Genomic DNA, 16,098 nt, shown 5'->3' with positions numbered 1-16,098 from the left:
CCGGCCCGGCTACCGTGCTGCCATGAGCACCGACGCCGGCCGCCCGCCCGGGTTCGCCGCCCTGCTGCCGTACCTGCGCGCCCACCGGGGCACCCTCGTGGCGGTGGGCGCGCTGTCGTTCACCGGCGCGGCGGCGGCGCTGGCCCAGCCCCTGCTGACCCGGGCCGTGCTGGACCGGATCACCGCCGGCCGCCCGGCGCTCACCCTGGTGGCCGTGCTGGTGGCCCTGGTCGTGGTCGGCGCACTGCTCGGCGGGCTCCGCGACTACCTGCTCCAGCGCACCGCCGAGGGGCTCGTGCTGGGCACCCGGCGGCGGCTCGCCGGGCACGTGCTGCGGCTGCCGATCGCCGAGTACGACCGGCGCCGCACCGGCGACCTGCTCTCCCGGGTCGGCGCGGACACCACGCTGCTGCGGGCGGTCGTCACCTCCGGCCTCTTCGAGACCGTCACCGGAGCGGTCATGGTGCTCGGCGCCGGCACCGCCATGCTGCTGCTGGACCCGCTGCTGTTCGGCGTGACCCTCGCCGCCGTCGCGGTCGGCGTCGGCTTCGCCCTCACCGTCGCCCGGCGGGTCCGCGGGCTGGCCCGCCAGGCCCAGGAACGGGTCGGCGAGATGACCTCCGCCGTCGAGCGGGCCATCTCCGCGGCGCGGACCATCCGGGCCAGCCGGGCCGAGCGGCGGGAGACGGAGACGGTGGTGGCGAGCGCGACCGACGCGTACGCGGCGGGGCTGCGGGTGGCCCGGGCGCAGGCTGTGGTGGGTCCGGCCAGCACGGTCACCGTCCAGGGCGCGTTCCTGCTGGTGCTGGCCGTGGGCGGGGCCCGGGTGGCGGCCGGCGCGATCGGCGTGGGCGACCTCGTGGCCTTCGTGATGTTCCTGTTCTTCCTGGTGCTGCCGCTCGGGCAGGCCGTGCACGCGTACACGCAGCTGCAGAGCGGGCTCGGCGCGCTGGCCCGGATCGAGGAGATCCTCGCCGTCCCGGGGGAGGGGGCGGACGAAGGGCCGGCGCGGGTCACCGCCCGGCCCGGCGCGACCGGGCCCGCGGCGCTCGACTTCGACAAGGTCGGCTTCGGCTACCCGGGCGGCCCGCCGGTGCTGCACGAGGTGAGCTTCACCGTGCCGGCCGGCACCCGCACCGCCCTGGTCGGCCCGTCGGGCGCCGGCAAGTCCACCCTGCTGGCGCTGGTCGAGCGCTTCTACGAGGTGACCGAGGGCGCGCTGCGCCTGGACGGGGTCGACGTGCGCGACCTGCCCCGGGACGCGCTGCGGGCCCGGCTGGGCTACGTCGAGCAGGAGGCCCCGGTGCTCGCCGGCACGCTCCGGGACAACCTGCTGATCTCCGCCCCGGACGCCACCGACGACCGGCTGCGCGCGGTGCTCGACGAGGTCAACCTCGGGCACCTGGCGGAGCGGACGGCCGACGGGCTGGACGTGCAGGTCGGCGAGGGCGGCGTGCTGCTCTCCGGCGGGGAGCGGCAGCGCCTCGCGATCGCCCGGGCGCTGCTGGCCGGGCCGCCGGTGCTGCTGCTCGACGAGCCGACCAGCAACCTCGACGCCCGCAACGAGGCCGCGCTGCGCCGGGCCATCGACGCCGTCGCGGTGCGCCGCACCCTGCTGATCGTGGCGCACCGCCTCTCCACGGTGGTCGACGCCGACCAGATCGTGGTGCTGGACGCCGGCCGGGTGGTCGCCGTCGGCACCCACGACGAGCTGACCTCGACCAGCCCGCTCTACCGCGAGCTGGCCACCCACCAGCTCCTCGTCGGCTGACCGCCGAAAACGCCGTGACCTGCGGAAACAGGCCGAAATTCGGACACCGCCCGGCGGTGGCCCGGCATGGGTGTCACAATCGGCTCCGATTCGCGTACCGTTGCCGCTCATGGGTGTGTCGCAACGTCTGAAGACCAGGTTCCGGCGGTTCCTCCAGCGCCCGGGAACGACCGTCGACCTGGCCCCGCTCGAGAAGCTGCTGCCGGCGATCGAGGCTCGCGAGGCGGAGCTGGAGAAGCTCTCCGACGCGGAGCTGACCGAGGCGGCCGGGCAGGCCACGGGCTACGAGGAGATCTGCGCGATCGGCCGCGAGGCGGCCCGCCGCGGCCTCGACCAGCGGCCGTACGACGTCCAGCTGCTCGGCGCCATGGCGCTGCTCTCCGGCAAGGTCGCCGAGATGGCCACCGGTGAGGGCAAGACGCTGACCGCGACCATCGCCGCCTACGGGCACGTCCGGATGGGCAACGGCCCGGTGCACGTGCTCACCGTCAACGACTACCTGGCCCGCCGCGACGCCGAGTGGATGGGTCCGGTCTACGCCCTGCTCGGGCTCCGTGTCGGCTGGGTCAACGAGGCGTCCACCCCCGAGGAGCGGCGCGCCGCCTACGCCTGCGACGTCACCTACGTGGCGGTCAGCGAGGCCGGCTTCGACTTCCTCCGCGACCAGCTCGTCACCGACCTGGCCGACCGGGTCCAGCCGGCCATGGGGACCGCGATCGTCGACGAGGCCGACTCCATCCTGATCGACGAGGCCCGGGTGCCGATGGTTCTCGCCGGTGCGGTCCCCGGCGAGCAGGACCCGGTGCACGCCGCCGCCGCGCTGGTGCGCGGCCTGCGCAAGGGCAAGCACTACACGATCGCCGAGGACGGCCGCAGCGTCGCCTTCACCTCGGCCGGCCTGGCCACCGTCGAGGCCAAGATGGGCGGCATCGACCTCTACGACGAGGAACACGTCGGGCAGCTCTCCGCGGTCAACGTGGCGCTGCACGCCCACGCCCTGCTGCACCGCGACGTCGACTACATCGTGCGGGAGTCCTCGGTCGAGCTGATCGACGAGATGCGCGGCCGGGTGGCCCAGCGCCGCCGCTGGCCGGACGGGCTCCAGGCGGCGGTCGAGGCCAAGGAGGGCCTGGACGCCACCGCCGAGGGCGAGGTGCTGGGCACCATCACCGTCCAGGCCTACATCGCGCTCTACCCGAAGGTCTGCGGGATGACCGCGACCGCGGTCCTCGTCGGCGACCAGCTCCGCGAGTTCTTCGGCCTCGAGGTGGCGGTGATCCCGCCGAACACCCCGTGCGTCCGCGAGGACGAGACGGACCGGATCTACGCCACCCGGGCCGAGAAGGAGGAGGCGCTGATCGACGAGATCCGGCGCTGCCACGAGGCCGGCCGCCCGGTGCTGGTCGGCACCCTCGACGTGAAGGAGTCCGAGGGCCTCGCCGCCGGCCTGCACGCGGCCGGGGTCTCCTGCGTGGTGCTCAACGCCAAGAACGACGACGAGGAGGCGGGGATCATCGCCGAGGCCGGCGCGTACGGCGCGGTGACGGTCTCCACCCAGATGGCCGGCCGGGGCGTGGACATCCGGCTCGGCGGCAGCGACCAGGCCGACCGGGATCGCGTCGCCGAGCTGGGCGGCCTCTACGTGATCGGCAGCGGCCGGCACGACAGCCGCCGGGTCGACGACCAGCTCCGTGGCCGGGCCGGCCGCCAGGGCGACCCCGGCGGGTCGGTCTTCTTCGTGAGCCTGGAGGACGACTTGGTCGTGCGGCACGCCGGCGACACCGTCCCGGCGTCGCCCCGGATGAACGCCGACGGCCTCGTCACCGACCCGCAGGTCGACTACGCCGTGGAGCACGCCCAGCGCGTCGCCGAGGGCGTCAACCACGAGATCCACCGCAACACCTGGCGCTACAGCGTGGTGATCGAGCAGCAGCGCAAGGCGCTCGCCGAGCGCCGCGAGCGGCTGCTGACCAGCGACATCGCGGCCCTCATGCTGCTGGAGCGGGTGCCGGAGAAGGCCGGCGAGATGGACGAGGACCTGCTCGCCGAGGTGGCCCGCACGATCGCCCTCTACCACCTGGACCGGCTCTGGGCCGACCACCTGGCCGAGTTGTCCGAGGTGCGCGAGGGCGTGCACCTGCGGGCGCTGGGCCGGCTCGACCCGCTCGACGAGTTCCACCGCAGCGCGGTCCCGGCGTTCAACGCGCTGGTCCCCGAGATCGAGACGCGGACCATCGCCACCTTCGAGGAGACCGAGTTCGCCGACGGGTGGGAGCCGGACGCCTCGAAGCTGGTGCGGCCGACCGCCACCTGGACGTACCTGGTCCACGACAACCCGTTCGGCTCGGAGCTGGACCGGCTGATCGCCTCGGTGGGGCGCCGGCTCATCTCCGGGTCCCGCTGACCGTCCGAAAGGGGTCCCTTCCGGCGTTGACCGCGCCGGAAGGGACCCCTTTTGCGCGGTTTCGATCCCGGTCTGGGAGGGTAGTAGGGCGGGGCTTCGAGTCAGGGAGAGTAGCGACCATGGGACAGGCAACGGCGCCGGACGGGTACACCGCGTGGACGGACGCGGAGGTGGCGGAGGCCGTGGCCCGGTGAACCTCGACACGCGGGACCCCCTGACCGACTCGCTGGGGGTGCTGGAGACCGCCGCGCTGCTGCGCGAGCTGACCGCCGGCCTGATCACGGTCGCCGACTTCGACGAGGCGCTGGCCCGGCTGGTCCGGATCGCCCGGGACGCCGTACCCGGGGTGGACTGCTGCGGGTTCACGGCGCTGCGCGCCGGTGAGCCCGCCGGGGTGGCCGCCTCCGACCCGGAGCGGGCCGGGCTGGACGACCTGCGGCACGGCCCCGACACGCCCGCCATGACCGCCATCCCGCGGCGCGAGATGATCACCGCGGCCGACCTGGCCGGGGAGACGCGCTGGCCGGCCTGGGCGGAGCGGGCACGCGGGCTGGGCGTGCACGGGGTGATCTCGGCGCCGGTGGACGTGGACGAGCAGGTGATCGGCGCCATCAACCTCTACGCCGAGTCCGCCGCGGCGCTCACCCCCCGGCACCAGCTCACCGCCATGCTCCTCGCCGAGCACGCCGGGCTGCTGCTGGCCGCCACCCGGGACCGGGAGCGGCAGGCGGCCCGGGCCGACCAGGTCGACACCGCGTCGCTGGCCGACGGGGTCGTCGGGCAGGCCGTCGGCGTGATCATGACGCAGCGCGGCTGCCCGGCCCCGGAGGCGCTGGACGTGCTCCGCAGCGCGGCTTCCTCGTTGGACATTCCGCTGCGCGAGGTGGCCGAGCGGCTCGTGCTCACCGTCTCCCGGCCCCGGGACAGTTGAGCGACATTCGTTTCGTCCCGGTGGGCCTCGGGTAGCACCCTGGACTGGTGAGCTGCTCCGACCTGGGGAGGGACCGATGGAGAGCCGGCTGCGGGTGCAGGGACACCCGATCCAACCGATGCTGGTGACGTTCCCGTTCGGACTGTTCGTCAGCGCCACGGTCTTCGACCTGGCCGACGTCGCCGGCGGCCCGGCCTTCCTGGGCGAGGTGGGTTACTGGACGGCCGTGGCCGCCCTGGTCGCGGCCGCGCTCGCGACGGTCGCCGGGATGGTCGACCTCTGGGACGTGCGGGCCGGCCGGACCCACCGGACCGCCATCACGTTCAACCTGGTCAACGCCGCCATGGCGGCGCTGTTCCTGCTGACCTGCCTCATCCGGGCCCACGCGCCGCAGCGCGGCGCCACCGGCGTCCAGGTGGCCACCGAACTGCTCGCGCTGGCCGTGGGATCGGTGGGGGTGTGGCTGGGCGCCCGGCTGATGCGCCAGTTCGACCGGGCCCGGGCCGCCGAGCCGAGCGGCTTCGAGGCGCTGCGCGACATCCCCGGCGCCACCGTGGAGATCCCGAAGGTCTGAAAACGCCTTGCGGCCGACGGCCCCCGATGGCCAGGCTCGGCGGGTGGACACCGAACGGGACGCCGACGAGCTGCTCGCCGAGGGCGCGGCGGCGCCGGTCGAGGGCTGGGACTTCTCCTGGCTGGCCGGGCGGGCCACCGAGGAACGACCGCCCTGGGGCTACTCGCGCCTGGTCGGCGCCCGGATGGCCACCGTGCGCGCCGCGCTGGACATCGACACGGGTGGGGGAGAGGTGCTGGCGGAGGTCCCGGCCCCGCCGCCGCTGCTCGTCGCCACCGAGGCGTGGCCGCCGAACGTGCCGGTCGCCCGGCGCAACCTGCGCCGGATCGGGGCCGCCGTGGTGCAGGTGGCCGACCGGCCGCCGCTGCCGTTCCGCGACGCCACGTTCGACCTCGTGGTCAGCCGGCATCCGGTGGACACCTGGTGGGACGAGATCGCCCGGGTGCTGCGCCCCGGCGGCAGCTACCTGTCCCAGCAGATCGGCGCCGGCACCGTGCGCGAGCTGAGCGAGGCCGTCCTCGGGCCGCTGCCGCCGCCGGCCAGCCGCCGCCCCGAACAGGCGGTCGCCGCCGCCGAGGCGGCCGGGCTGACCGTGGTGGACCTGCGCACGGCCACCCTGCGGACCGTCTTCCACGACGTCGGCGCGGTGGTCTGGTTCCTGCGCAAGGTGGTCTGGACCGTGCCCGGCTTCACCGTCGACCGCTACCGCGCCGAGCTGCGCCGCCTGCACGAGCGCATCCGCGCCGAGGGCCCGTTCGTGGCGCACGCGCAGCGCTTCCTCATCGAGGCCCGCCGCCCCTGACCCCGCCCGGCGTCAGTGCGCGGCGGCGCGGTGGGCGGCCAGCACGTCGGCGCCGAAATCGCTGGCCGGGCGGCGCAGCACGGTGTGCGCGTGGTTGCCGTCGTCGGTGGTGTTGTCGTATTCGATCAGCAGGTCGTCGCCCTGGATCCGGTAGTAGTGCCGCTGCCCCGGCCCGGCCGGGCCGGCCCAGGCGAAGTGCAGCTCGCCGCCGGCCAGCCGCCCCGCCTCCCGGGCCGCCAGCTCGGGCGGGAGCCGGTCGAGGTAGAGCGCCACGAGCCGGTCGAGCAGCGCCCGGCCGGTCGGGGTGAGCCGGCCCCGGGGCACGCCGAGCGGGTCCAGCCGCCCCGGCGCGGTGGGCCGGGTGGCGCTGATGATGTCGGCCGGCGCGTCGTCGGCGACGACCGCGGCGGTGCGGCCGGCCGGCCCCAGCGCGTCGAGCAGCTCCCGGGCCAGGTCCTCCTCCGGGCCGAGCGGCCGGGAGACCGGCCGGCCGGCGTGCCGGACGGTGGCCGGGTTGGCGCCGAGGAAGATCGGGGCCGGGGAGACCTGGTCGTCCACCACGGTCATGCTGACCGACAGGTGGTGCCCCTCGAACCGCCACGCCCACCGGTCGTCGCGCACCGGGTCGCCGAAGACGGCCACCCAGTAGTCGCCGCTGTGCCGGCCGCGCCGCCAGCCCTCCGCCCGGTCCAGCACCTCCTCCAGCGCCACCACGGCCATGGCCTGGGCGTACGCGGCAGGGCTGAGCGCGGTGGCGAGCAGCCGGTGGGCCGCCTTGCGGGCGGCGCCGTCCAGGTCGGCGAGGCTGATGCCGGGGCGGGGGCGGGGCCGGTACTCCAGCCACCGGCGCGCCGGCTCGTCGTCGAAGTCGTGCCGGGCCCGCTGCCGGGCCGGCTCGTCGAGCGCGGTCAGCAGCGCGCCGGCCGCCGCGCGCATCTGCTCGGGTACGGGATCCTCCACCGCCCCTGTATACCGCCCCGCCGCCGGCCGCGCGCCGCCACCTCGGGGACCGGTCAGCTCCGGCCGCCGAGGAGGGCGAGCATCTCGGGCAGGTCGAAGAAGCGGGCCGTCTCGACCGCGGACGGGTCGCCGTGGGCGGGATCGGCGCCGGCGTCCAGCAGCGCCCGGACCGCCTCGGCGTCACGGCGGAACACGGCCGCGGCGAGCGCGGTCTGCCCCCGGTCGTTGGTGCGGGCGGGATCGGCGCCCCGGGCGAGCAGCGCGCCCACGGTATCCGCGTGGGCGTGGTAGGCGGCAAGGATGAGCAGCGTGTCGCCCTTGCCGTTGGTGAGGTTGACCGGCAGTCCCGCGTCCACGTTCGCCGCCAGCTCGTCGGTCGCCCCGGCGCGCGCCAGGTCGAACATCCGGTGGGCGAAGGCGAGCGTCTCGGCGTCGAGTTCCTGGGACATCCGTCCAGGCTAGTGGGCTCCCACCGGTCCCGCCTGGTAGCTTGCCGAGCCGGCACGGGGGGCGCGAATGGACGATCGGGTGTACGTCGGCAACGCGGCGGTGGACGGGGCGACCGACGCGGGCTGGTTGCTGGGTCACTTCAAGCCGCCGGGCGACGTCCGGCACAGCACCGAGGTCGAGGTGAAGTGGGGCGTGCACCCGGCGGGGGAGACCCGCTCGCGGTGGGCCACCGGCGAGCGGCGCACCGCCCTGCTGGTGCTGATCAGCGGAGCCTTCCGGGTCGAGCTGGCGGACCGCACCGTGGTGCTGCGCGCGCCCGGCGACTACGTGGTCTGGGGCCGGGGCGTGGACCACTCCTGGTACGCCGAGCGCGAGTCGGTGGTGCTCACCGTGCGCTGGCCGTCGGTTCCCGGCTACCGGGTGGACCCGCCGATCCTCCGCTGACCTCCCGATCCGCGGGCCGTACCGTCCCAGCATCCGGTATTACCTACTAAACCCATAGGGTTTAAAGACTATGCTGAGGCGGCACGTCGCCCCCGTACCGTGAGGACGCCCCGCCGATGACCAGCTCCGACCCGTCCGACCTGCTCGCCGTCGCGGCCCGCTGGGCCGACCCGACCCGCTGGCCGGTGCCGCTGCGCTTCGACCGCGCCGAGCGGTGGTACGCGCGGCTCGCCGCCGACGCCGAGCACGAGGTCTGGGCGCTGAGCTGGCTGCCCGGGCAGGGCACCGACCTGCACGACCACGGCGGCTCCTCGGGCGCCTTCCTGGTCGTCGCCGGCACCCTCACCGAGGAGACGGTCAGCGGCGGCCGGCTGCGCCCGCACCGGCTCGCCCCCGGAGCCGGCCGGCGCTTCGGCCCCCGGCACGTCCACGTGGTCACCAACCGGGATGACGAGCCGGCGGTCAGCGTGCACGTCTACCGGCCCGCGCTGCGCCGGATGACCCGCTACCGCCTCGACGCCGGGCGGCTCCTCGTCGCCGAGGTGGCCGAGGCCGGGGTCGCCTGGTGAACCGGCCCGCACTCCCACCCCCGACCTCCGCACCCGGAAAGGACGCCACGATGGCGCAGACCCCCACCCGCACCGAGAGCTGTCCGGTCCCACCACCCGGCTCCCGGGGCATCGACGAGATCCTCGCCGCCGCCCGCGCGCGGCTGCGCCGGCTCGACCCCGAGCAGGCCCACCTGGCGGTCCGGGGCGGGGCGCTGCTGGTGGACATCCGGCCGGCCGGCCAGCGTGCCGCCCACGGCACGGTGCCGGGTGCGCTCGCCGTCGAGCGCAACGTCCTCGAGTGGCGCTTCGACCCGCGCTGCGCGGCCCGGCTGCCGCAGGCCGTCGACTACGACGTGCCGGTGATCGTCCTCTGCCAGGAGGGCTACACCTCCTCGCTGGCCGCCGCCGCCCTCCAGGACCTCGGCCTGCACCGGGCCACCGACGTGGCGGGCGGCTTCGCTGCCTGGCGCATCGCCGGCCTGCCCACCCTCGGCCCCACTCCGCCGCTCCGACCCTCGTCCACCGCGCCCCCGGTCACCGCCGGCCGGGCGCCCCGCTGAACCGCCCCGCCGCATCCCCGGTGGGGCGGGGCGACCGCCCGCACAGGAGGCTCCCATGTCCGTCGTCGCCATCTCCTCCCGTCCGGCCCGGCCGGGCCGCCCCGACCGCGCGCCGCACCGGCCGCGTACCGCACCGACCCTCACCATCACCCTCGACCTGGGCGCGGGCGCGCTGACGCCCGGCCTGGCCCGTCTGGTCGACCTGCTGGACGAACTCGCCGCCTCCGGCGAGGGCCTGCTCCGGCCCGAGGAGCACCAGGCCGCCCGCGCCGTGCTCGACCTCCGCCGCGCGGCCGCGCCGCCGGAGCCGCCCGCGCCGCCCACCGGGGCCGAGGAGCCCGGCACGGTACGCATCCTGACCGGCACCCGCCGGGTCCGCCACGACGGCGTCGAGGTGACCCTCACCCGGATCGAGTACGACCTGCTGCTCTTCCTCGCCGAACATCCCCGGCGGGTGTTCACGCGGTTGCAACTGCTCGCCAACGTCTGGGGCTACGAGCACGCGGTGGCCCGCACCGTCGACGTCCACGTGCGCCGGCTGCGGGCCAAGCTCGGCGTCGACACACCCCTGGTGACCACCGTGTACGGCATCGGCTACCGGCTCGCCGACGAGGCCCGGATCGTGGTGGACCGCGAGCGCTGAGGCCCCGCCCGACGGTGCGCGGCGTACCCGGAGCCCGGGTGCGCCGCGTTCACGTTTGCGCCCGCACCGACCATTGTGAACCGGGCAGGGACCCCCCGTAACGGGTCAACTCGTCGCTCTGCTGTAATCAACGGGCCTCGTACGCAGAGCGAGCATCCGGCTCCGATGTGTTCGTCAATTGTCACATTCATGCAACGCAGCCGACCCTTGACCCTCGCGCAGGCGCCGGGAAGCATCGATGAAGCGGCGTCCCGGGCCGTGGGGAGATACCCGGACCAGCCAAGGAGGACCATGTCGGTCAGCCCCGCCTCGTCGCGCGCCGGATGGCATACGTCCCAACCCGCGGTTCCGGGTCGTCCCCCCGGCGGCCAGCGTCGCCCCGCCAGCACCCCGGCACCCGTGCTCACGGTGACCTTGAACATCCCGCTGGCCGGCGAGGAGTCGCTCACCCCGGCCGCCCGCCGGCTGCTCGACGCGGCCCGTGAGCTGCTCGAACGCGGCGACGCCGTGATCAGCACCGGCGCCGCGCCGGCCGAGCGCCGCCCCGATCCGGTGCCGGCCGGCCGCGCACCGGGGCGCCCCCTCGCGCCGACCATCCCGACCCTGCACATCCTGGCCGCGTCCCGGTCCGTGCTCCGCGACGGCGAGCCGCTGCCGCTGACCCGGCTGGAGTTCGACCTGCTGCTGCATCTCGTCGCCCATCCCCGCCGGGTGTTCACCCGCCTGCAACTTCTCAATGCCGTCTGGGGGTACGAGCACGCCGGCGTCCGCACCGTCGACGTGCACGTGCGCCGGCTGCGCGGCAAGGTCGGGGTGGACGTCCCGCTGGTCACCACCGTCTACGGCGTCGGCTACCGGCTCGCCGACGACGCCCGGGTCACCATCGACCGCACCGGCTGACGCGCGGGCCGGCCGCCACGTGCCGATCGCCTTCCGGACGGAGCCCCGACCGCCCGGCCGATCGCACCGTGACCCGCTCGAAGGGACGCAGCCCCGACCGCCCGGCCGATCGCACCCAGCGCCGTCGTGCCGGGCAGGATGGTCGGATGCGCGTCCGTCCCATCACGCCGGAGCTGCTCGTCGCCGAGCTGGCCGACCGCCTCGCCGGCGCCGCCGTGCCCGGCCGGCTGCGGGTGGCCGTGGACGGCCCGCCGGCCGCCGAGCCGGACGCCCTCGCCGCCGCCCTGGTCGACCCGCTGCGGGCCGCCGGCCGCCCGGTGCTGCACGTCCGGGCCGCCGACTTCCTCCGGCCCGCCTCGACCCGCCTGGAGCACGGGCGGACCAACCCGGACGCCTACTACGAGGGCTGGGTCGACGAGGCCGGCCTGCGCCGGGAGGTGCTCGACCCGGCCGGCCCGGACGGCTCGGGCCGGCTGCTCCCGTCGCTCTGGGACGCCGCCGCCGACCGGGCCAGCCGCGCCCCGTACGTCGACCTGCCGCCCGGCGGGGTGGTCCTGGTCAGCGGCGCCCTGCTGCTCGGCGGCGGCCTGCCGTTCGACCTCACCGTCCACCTGGTGCTCTCCCCGGCGGCGCTGGACCGGCGGACCGACCCGGAGCTGCGCTGGACCCTGCCGGCCTTCGCCCGCTACGCCGACGAGGTCGACCCGGCCTCGTTCGCCGACGTGGTCGTCCGCGCCGACGACCCGCGGCACCCCGCCCTCGTCGAGGCCGCCTGACCTGGGCGGACGGCCGGAATCCGGGCGTCCGGCCCCGGAGCGGCCGGGACCGGGACGGTCCGGGCGGCGCAACTGCGCACGAACGGCGATGAAGAACGCGGAAATCCCCGGTTTGATCGGCGGAGCGGACGGGTAATCGCCCGGCTCACAGAGCACGGGTGATCGCACCCGTGCATCCATCGGACCACGTTCCGGGGCGCTCGCGCCCCGGTGACGTTATGAGGCCCCAGGAAAGGCAGGCAGCGATGCTCGTCCACGACACGACAGCCACGGGCCGCTCCCAGGCGGAGGTCGACCAGATCCGGCAGTCCCTGACGTCGCGGTACGACGAGCTGACCGCGGAGTACGAGCAGGCCGTGCTGCAGAGCCAGGTGCTCCGGCTGGTCGAGGTCGGCGACACCGCCGGTGACGACCAGGCCGACAGCGGCACCAAGACCGCCGAGCGGGACACCGCGCAGTCCCTGCTGCGCACGATCCTCGACCGGCGCGCCCAGTTCGAGCACGCGCTCGCCCGCCTCGACGAGGGCACCTACGGCTTCTGCGAGGGCTGCTCCGCACCGATCCCGGTGGAGCGGCTGGAGATCTTCCCGTCCGCCACGTCCTGCGTGTCCTGCAAGCAGACCCGGGAGCGGCGGGCGGCCTGAGCGCCGCCCGGGTTGCCGGCCGGTCCCGGTAGCGGTGGACTCACCAGATGGGTGACATCAAGGTGGGCACCGCCTCCTGGACCGACCGGACCCTGCTCGACTCCGGCTGGTACCCGGCGAGCGCCGACACCCCGGAGAAAAGGCTCTCCTACTACGCGCGGCAGTTCCCGCTGGTCGAGGTGGACGCCACCTACTACTCGCCGCCGGCCGAGCGGACCGCGCGGCTCTGGGCGGAACGCACCCCGCCCGGCTTCACGTTCAACGTCAAGGCGTTCAGCATGCTGACCGGGCACCCGACCCGGGTCTCGGCGCTGTACAAGGATCTGCGTCCCGACACGGAGAAGAAGAACCTCTACCCGGACGACCTGCCGCCGCAGGCGTACGAGGAGGTCTGGACCCGGTTCCTGTCCGCCCTGGACCCGCTGGTCGAGGCCGGCAAGCTGGGCGCCGTCCTGTTCCAGTTCCCGCCCTGGTTCACCATCCGGCGGGACAACAAGCAGTACCTGATCGAGGTGGCGCGGCGGTGCGCGCCGCTGCGGCCGGTCTTCGAGTTCCGGCACGCCTCCTGGTTCGACGGCGACAACGCCGAGGAGACGCTGGGCTTCCTGCAGGAACACGAGCTGCCGTTCGTCTGCGTGGACATGCCGCAGGGGCACAAGTCGTCCGTACCCCCGGTGCTGGCGGCCACCGCGGACCTCGCGGTGGTCCGCTTCCACGGGCACAGCGACAAGTGGACCAGCAAGGACATCCACGAGAAGTTCGGCTACGACTACTCCACGCGGGAGCTGCGCGACTGGGCGCCGAAGCTGCGGGAGCTGGCCGGCGAGGCCGAGCACACGCACGTGCTCATGAACAACTGCTACCGCGACTACGCCCAGCGCAACGCCACCACCCTGGCGGGCCTGCTCGACGCCGGCTGAGGAGTTCACCCGACGCGGGTGAGGGCGCCTCACCCGGAGCGCCAGCAGCATGGACGGTGTGCGCGGTCCGTCCACCGGCGCGACCGCGCGGCCGAGGAGGAGGTGGGGTCATGACGGTGCGGGTCGTAGCGGATCGCCGTCGCGGTGGGGTGCTGCACGTGGTGGGTAACTCCGACGCACCCCGGCGGGGCGGCCGGCCCGGTCGGTTCAGCCCGACCCGGCTGTGGCGGGGGCCCAGCGGGCCGCCGCGACGCACCGACGACCGACGCTGGGAAACCGACGCACGGGGGTGGGCAGATGGCTGAGCAGATGATTTCCGCGTTCGAGTCCTCGCTGGACAAGACCAACGTGATGCTCAAGGAGATCGAGTCGGCGTACGGCTGGCCGAAGGAGCAGCGCAACCAGTCCTACGCGGCGATGCGCACCGTGCTGCACCTGCTGCGGGACCGGATGCCGGTGGGGCAGAGTGTCGAGTTCGCCCAGCAGTTGCCGGTGCTGCTGCGGGGCGTCTACTTCGACGGCTGGCAGCCCGAGAACGTGCCGATCAAGCTGAACCGCGACGACTTCCTCTACGAGGTCCGCCAGGGCTTTCCGTACGACGTGGAGGGCGGTACGGAGCGGGTGGTGCAGGTGGTGCTGGACACCCTGCGCAAGCACGTGACCCAGGGCGAGTGGGAGGACGTCAAGTCCGCGATGCCCCGGGACCTGGTGCGGATGATGCCGTGACCGACACCGTCCCGGCCCGCGCCACCGCCTCGGTGGGGCGGGCCGGCGGCGTGCGGGTGACCGGCAGCCCGGCCCGCCGGGCCAGTCCCGCGAAGGCCACCGCGTCGACGATCGCCGCGCCCCCGGGGTCGTTGTTGAAGTAGACGTACGCCGGTTCGCCGGCCGGAAAGGCGGTGGCCAGCCGGCGCACCCAGGTGGCCAGCGCGGCGCGACCGTAGCGGGGCCACGGCCTGGCCCGCCCCTCGTGCAGCCGCAGGTAGCCGAAGTCGGTGGTACGCCACAGCGGCGCGATCGGCCGGCTCAGCCGGTCCGCCCAGACCAGCGCCGCCCGGTGGCGTTCCAGGACGCGCCGGGTGTCGTCGGTCCACCAGGACGGGTGCCGGGGCTCCACGGCCACCCGCACCTCGGCGGGGAACAGCCGCAGCGTCGCCTCCAGGGCGGCCGGGTCGGCCCGCATGGTGGGTGGGAGCTGCACCAGCACCGGGCCGAGCCGGTCGCCCAGCCCGGTGGCCCGGTCCAGGAAGCGGGCCACCGGCTCGGCCGGCTCCCGCAACCGCTTGATGTGGGTGAGGTAGCGGCTCATCTTCACCGCCACGCAGAAGTCGTCCGGCGTGCGGTTCCGCCAGGCCACGAAGGTGTCCCGCTCGGGCAGCCGGTAGAAGGCGTTGTTGACCTCGACCGTGGCGAACCGCGCGGCGAAATGCTCCAGCCAGAGCCGCTGCGGCAGCTTCGCCGGGTAGAAGCGCTCACGCCAGTCCCGGTACTGCCAGCCCGACGTGCCGATCAGGATCATCCCGGCCGCCTACGCGAGGTCGATCCGGAACACCTCGAAGGCGGCCCCGTACCGGACGCCCAGCCGGGCGCCGGCCGGCCGGGCCAGCCCCTCGAGGAACTCCTCGGCGTCGAAACCGCCGTCGCCGAGCCCGCTCAGGTACGCCCCGTGCGCCCGCAGCGACGCCACCCCGCGGTCGAAGCTGGCCGTGACGTCCACCCCGTGCCGGGCCTCCGGGGAGCCGGCCGCCCACACCTCGCGGACCCGGGACCACGCCTGCACCCCGTCGGTGAGCTGCTCCGGGAAGATCCACCGGTTGCCGGCGTCGCGGACCGCGTCCAGCGTGGCCCGGCCACAGGCGATGTGGTCGGCCTGGTTGAGCGCGTACGCCCCGTCCCAGGTGTCCCGGAAGTTGTTCGTGACCACGATGTCCGGGCGGTGCCGGCGCACCGCCGCGGCGATCTCGCGGCGCAGCGCCACGCCGTACTCCAGCAGCCCGTCGGGGAGGCCGAGGAACTCCACGGTGTCCACGCCGACCACGGCGGCGGAGGCCCGCTGCTCCTCCTCGCGCAGCACCCGGCTGCGCTCCGGCGGCATCCCGTCGATGCCCGCCTCGCCGCTGGTGAGCAGACAGTAGACGACCTGCTTGCCCTGCCCGGTCCAGCGGGCCACCGCGGCGGCCGCGCCGAACTCCAGGTCGTCCGGGTGGGCCACCACGGCGAGCGCCCGCTGCCAGTCCTCGGCCAGCGGCGCCAACGGCTCCGGCTGCCCCACGGCCACCCCCTTCCGCCCGCCCCCTTCCCGCCATCCTGGCACCGGACGCGCCCCGCCGCCCGGCGAGCGGCGGCGGGGCCCGGCGAACCGTCCGTACGGCACCTCCCGGGCGTCTACGGTGTGGTTAGAGAAGATCGGGCGTGGGGTACCACCCGCTGCACACGGACCCCGGCGACGGGGCGGCACACCGAGGGAGACCCATGGCACTCAACGACGACGACATGCAGACCACCGGCGGCGGCGGTGCCGAGGGCCCGGCCGACGGTGGCGCGACCCCGGGTCAGCAGGACGGCGGCGCCGACGGCGGCGCGGACCGCGGCGCGGAGCGCGGCCGGGACCAGGGTGCCGACGCCGGCGCGGAGGGCCCGGCCGACGGCGGTGCGACCCCGGGCCAGCACGACGGTGGCGCGGACGGCAGCGCCGAGGGCCCGGCCGACGGCGGCGCGACCCCCGGTCAGCGCGACGGCGGCGCCGACGGCAGCGCCTGACGGATGAC

19 protein-coding genes are annotated in these 16,098 nt (G+C 75.1%); 15 read left to right on the top strand and 4 right to left on the bottom strand.

What is annotated here, in order from left to right:
* The first annotated feature begins 22 nt into the window (after nucleotides 1–22).
* The 5 genes from GA0070214_RS20150 to GA0070214_RS20130 all read left to right on the top strand — a co-directional run bounded on the left by GA0070214_RS20150 (nucleotide 23) and on the right by GA0070214_RS20130 (nucleotide 6,482).
* Nucleotides 23–1,771, top strand: coding sequence for an ABC transporter ATP-binding protein (locus GA0070214_RS20150; protein ID WP_091266070.1), 1,749 nt, complete (start codon nucleotides 23–25; stop codon nucleotides 1,769–1,771).
* 109 nt (nucleotides 1,772–1,880) lie between these two features.
* Nucleotides 1,881–4,175: an accessory Sec system translocase SecA2 gene (gene secA2, locus GA0070214_RS20145; protein WP_091266067.1), complete on the top strand. Its 2,295-nt coding sequence runs from the start codon at nucleotides 1,881–1,883 to the stop codon at nucleotides 4,173–4,175.
* A gap of 190 nt (nucleotides 4,176–4,365) precedes the next feature.
* Nucleotides 4,366–5,106 (top strand): GAF and ANTAR domain-containing protein, encoded by a 741-nt coding sequence (locus tag GA0070214_RS20140; RefSeq protein ID WP_091266064.1) that lies wholly within the window; start codon nucleotides 4,366–4,368, stop codon nucleotides 5,104–5,106.
* Nucleotides 5,107–5,182: 76 nt separating this feature from the next.
* Nucleotides 5,183–5,680 carry a DUF2231 domain-containing protein gene (locus GA0070214_RS20135; RefSeq protein WP_091266060.1) on the top strand — a complete coding sequence of 166 codons (498 nt, stop codon included), beginning with the start codon at nucleotides 5,183–5,185 and terminating at the stop codon, nucleotides 5,678–5,680.
* A 43-nt stretch (nucleotides 5,681–5,723) separates the two neighbouring features.
* Nucleotides 5,724–6,482 (top strand): class I SAM-dependent methyltransferase, encoded by a 759-nt coding sequence (locus GA0070214_RS20130; RefSeq protein WP_091266057.1) that lies wholly within the window; start codon nucleotides 5,724–5,726, stop codon nucleotides 6,480–6,482.
* 12 nt (nucleotides 6,483–6,494) lie between these two features.
* Here GA0070214_RS20130 and GA0070214_RS20125 read toward each other — a convergent pair whose 3' ends face one another.
* Together GA0070214_RS20125 and GA0070214_RS20120 are read right to left on the bottom strand one after the other, a co-directional pair.
* The gene (locus tag GA0070214_RS20125) at nucleotides 6,495–7,418 is read right to left on the bottom strand and encodes a DUF3500 domain-containing protein (RefSeq protein ID WP_091266054.1); all 924 of its coding nucleotides are present in this window, start codon (nucleotides 7,416–7,418) and stop codon (nucleotides 6,495–6,497) included.
* A gap of 77 nt (nucleotides 7,419–7,495) precedes the next feature.
* On the bottom strand, nucleotides 7,496–7,891 hold the full coding sequence (locus tag GA0070214_RS20120; protein ID WP_091266050.1) for an ankyrin repeat domain-containing protein: 396 nt from the start codon (nucleotides 7,889–7,891) through the stop codon (nucleotides 7,496–7,498).
* Between the two features lie 67 nt (nucleotides 7,892–7,958).
* On the opposite strand from GA0070214_RS20120, the gene GA0070214_RS20115 reads away from it, so the two are divergent.
* From GA0070214_RS20115 to GA0070214_RS20070, 9 genes are all read left to right on the top strand, one after another.
* Nucleotides 7,959–8,336 (top strand): cupin domain-containing protein, encoded by a 378-nt coding sequence (locus tag GA0070214_RS20115; RefSeq protein WP_091266047.1) that lies wholly within the window; start codon nucleotides 7,959–7,961, stop codon nucleotides 8,334–8,336.
* 116 nt (nucleotides 8,337–8,452) lie between these two features.
* Nucleotides 8,453–8,905 (top strand): cysteine dioxygenase, encoded by a 453-nt coding sequence (locus GA0070214_RS20110; RefSeq protein WP_091266044.1) that lies wholly within the window; start codon nucleotides 8,453–8,455, stop codon nucleotides 8,903–8,905.
* A 50-nt stretch (nucleotides 8,906–8,955) separates the two neighbouring features.
* Nucleotides 8,956–9,447, top strand: a complete 492-nt coding sequence (locus GA0070214_RS20105; protein ID WP_091266042.1) for a rhodanese-like domain-containing protein — start codon at nucleotides 8,956–8,958, stop codon at nucleotides 9,445–9,447.
* Between the two features lie 55 nt (nucleotides 9,448–9,502).
* Nucleotides 9,503–10,090, top strand: coding sequence for a winged helix-turn-helix domain-containing protein (locus tag GA0070214_RS20100; protein WP_091266039.1), 588 nt, complete (start codon nucleotides 9,503–9,505; stop codon nucleotides 10,088–10,090).
* 291 nt (nucleotides 10,091–10,381) lie between these two features.
* The gene (locus GA0070214_RS20095) at nucleotides 10,382–10,990 is read left to right on the top strand and encodes a winged helix-turn-helix domain-containing protein (protein WP_091266036.1); all 609 of its coding nucleotides are present in this window, start codon (nucleotides 10,382–10,384) and stop codon (nucleotides 10,988–10,990) included.
* 146 nt (nucleotides 10,991–11,136) lie between these two features.
* Entirely contained in the window at nucleotides 11,137–11,766 is a 630-nt protein-coding gene (locus tag GA0070214_RS20090; protein WP_091266034.1) for a nucleoside/nucleotide kinase family protein, read from the top strand.
* Nucleotides 11,767–12,011: 245 nt separating this feature from the next.
* Nucleotides 12,012–12,410 (top strand): TraR/DksA family transcriptional regulator, encoded by a 399-nt coding sequence (locus tag GA0070214_RS20085; RefSeq protein WP_091266032.1) that lies wholly within the window; start codon nucleotides 12,012–12,014, stop codon nucleotides 12,408–12,410.
* A gap of 47 nt (nucleotides 12,411–12,457) precedes the next feature.
* Nucleotides 12,458–13,330 (top strand): DUF72 domain-containing protein, encoded by an 873-nt coding sequence (locus tag GA0070214_RS20080; protein WP_091266029.1) that lies wholly within the window; start codon nucleotides 12,458–12,460, stop codon nucleotides 13,328–13,330.
* Between the two features lie 297 nt (nucleotides 13,331–13,627).
* Nucleotides 13,628–14,056 (top strand): DUF2267 domain-containing protein, encoded by a 429-nt coding sequence (locus GA0070214_RS20070; RefSeq protein WP_091266023.1) that lies wholly within the window; start codon nucleotides 13,628–13,630, stop codon nucleotides 14,054–14,056.
* Here the strand turns inward: GA0070214_RS20070 and GA0070214_RS20065 are convergent.
* On the bottom strand, nucleotides 14,013–14,849 hold the full coding sequence (locus tag GA0070214_RS20065) for a DUF72 domain-containing protein (RefSeq protein ID WP_091266019.1): 837 nt from the start codon (nucleotides 14,847–14,849) through the stop codon (nucleotides 14,013–14,015). The two genes, GA0070214_RS20070 and GA0070214_RS20065, sit on opposite strands and share 44 nt — an antisense overlap.
* A 9-nt stretch (nucleotides 14,850–14,858) precedes the next feature.
* Entirely contained in the window at nucleotides 14,859–15,602 is a 744-nt protein-coding gene (locus GA0070214_RS20060; protein WP_091266638.1) for a PIG-L deacetylase family protein, read from the bottom strand.
* 200 nt (nucleotides 15,603–15,802) lie between these two features.
* Here GA0070214_RS20060 and GA0070214_RS20055 point away from each other — a divergent pair, with 200 nt between their 5' ends.
* Nucleotides 15,803–16,090, top strand: coding sequence for a hypothetical protein (locus GA0070214_RS20055; protein WP_091266016.1), 288 nt, complete (start codon nucleotides 15,803–15,805; stop codon nucleotides 16,088–16,090).
* Nucleotides 16,091–16,098 lie beyond the last annotated feature (8 nt).

This window comes from Micromonospora chaiyaphumensis (assembly GCF_900091435.1).
GTDB lineage: Bacteria > Actinomycetota > Actinomycetes > Mycobacteriales > Micromonosporaceae > Micromonospora > Micromonospora chaiyaphumensis.
The sequence above is the reverse complement of the archived record's forward strand: the minus strand, read 5'-3'. Positions and strand labels throughout refer to the sequence as shown.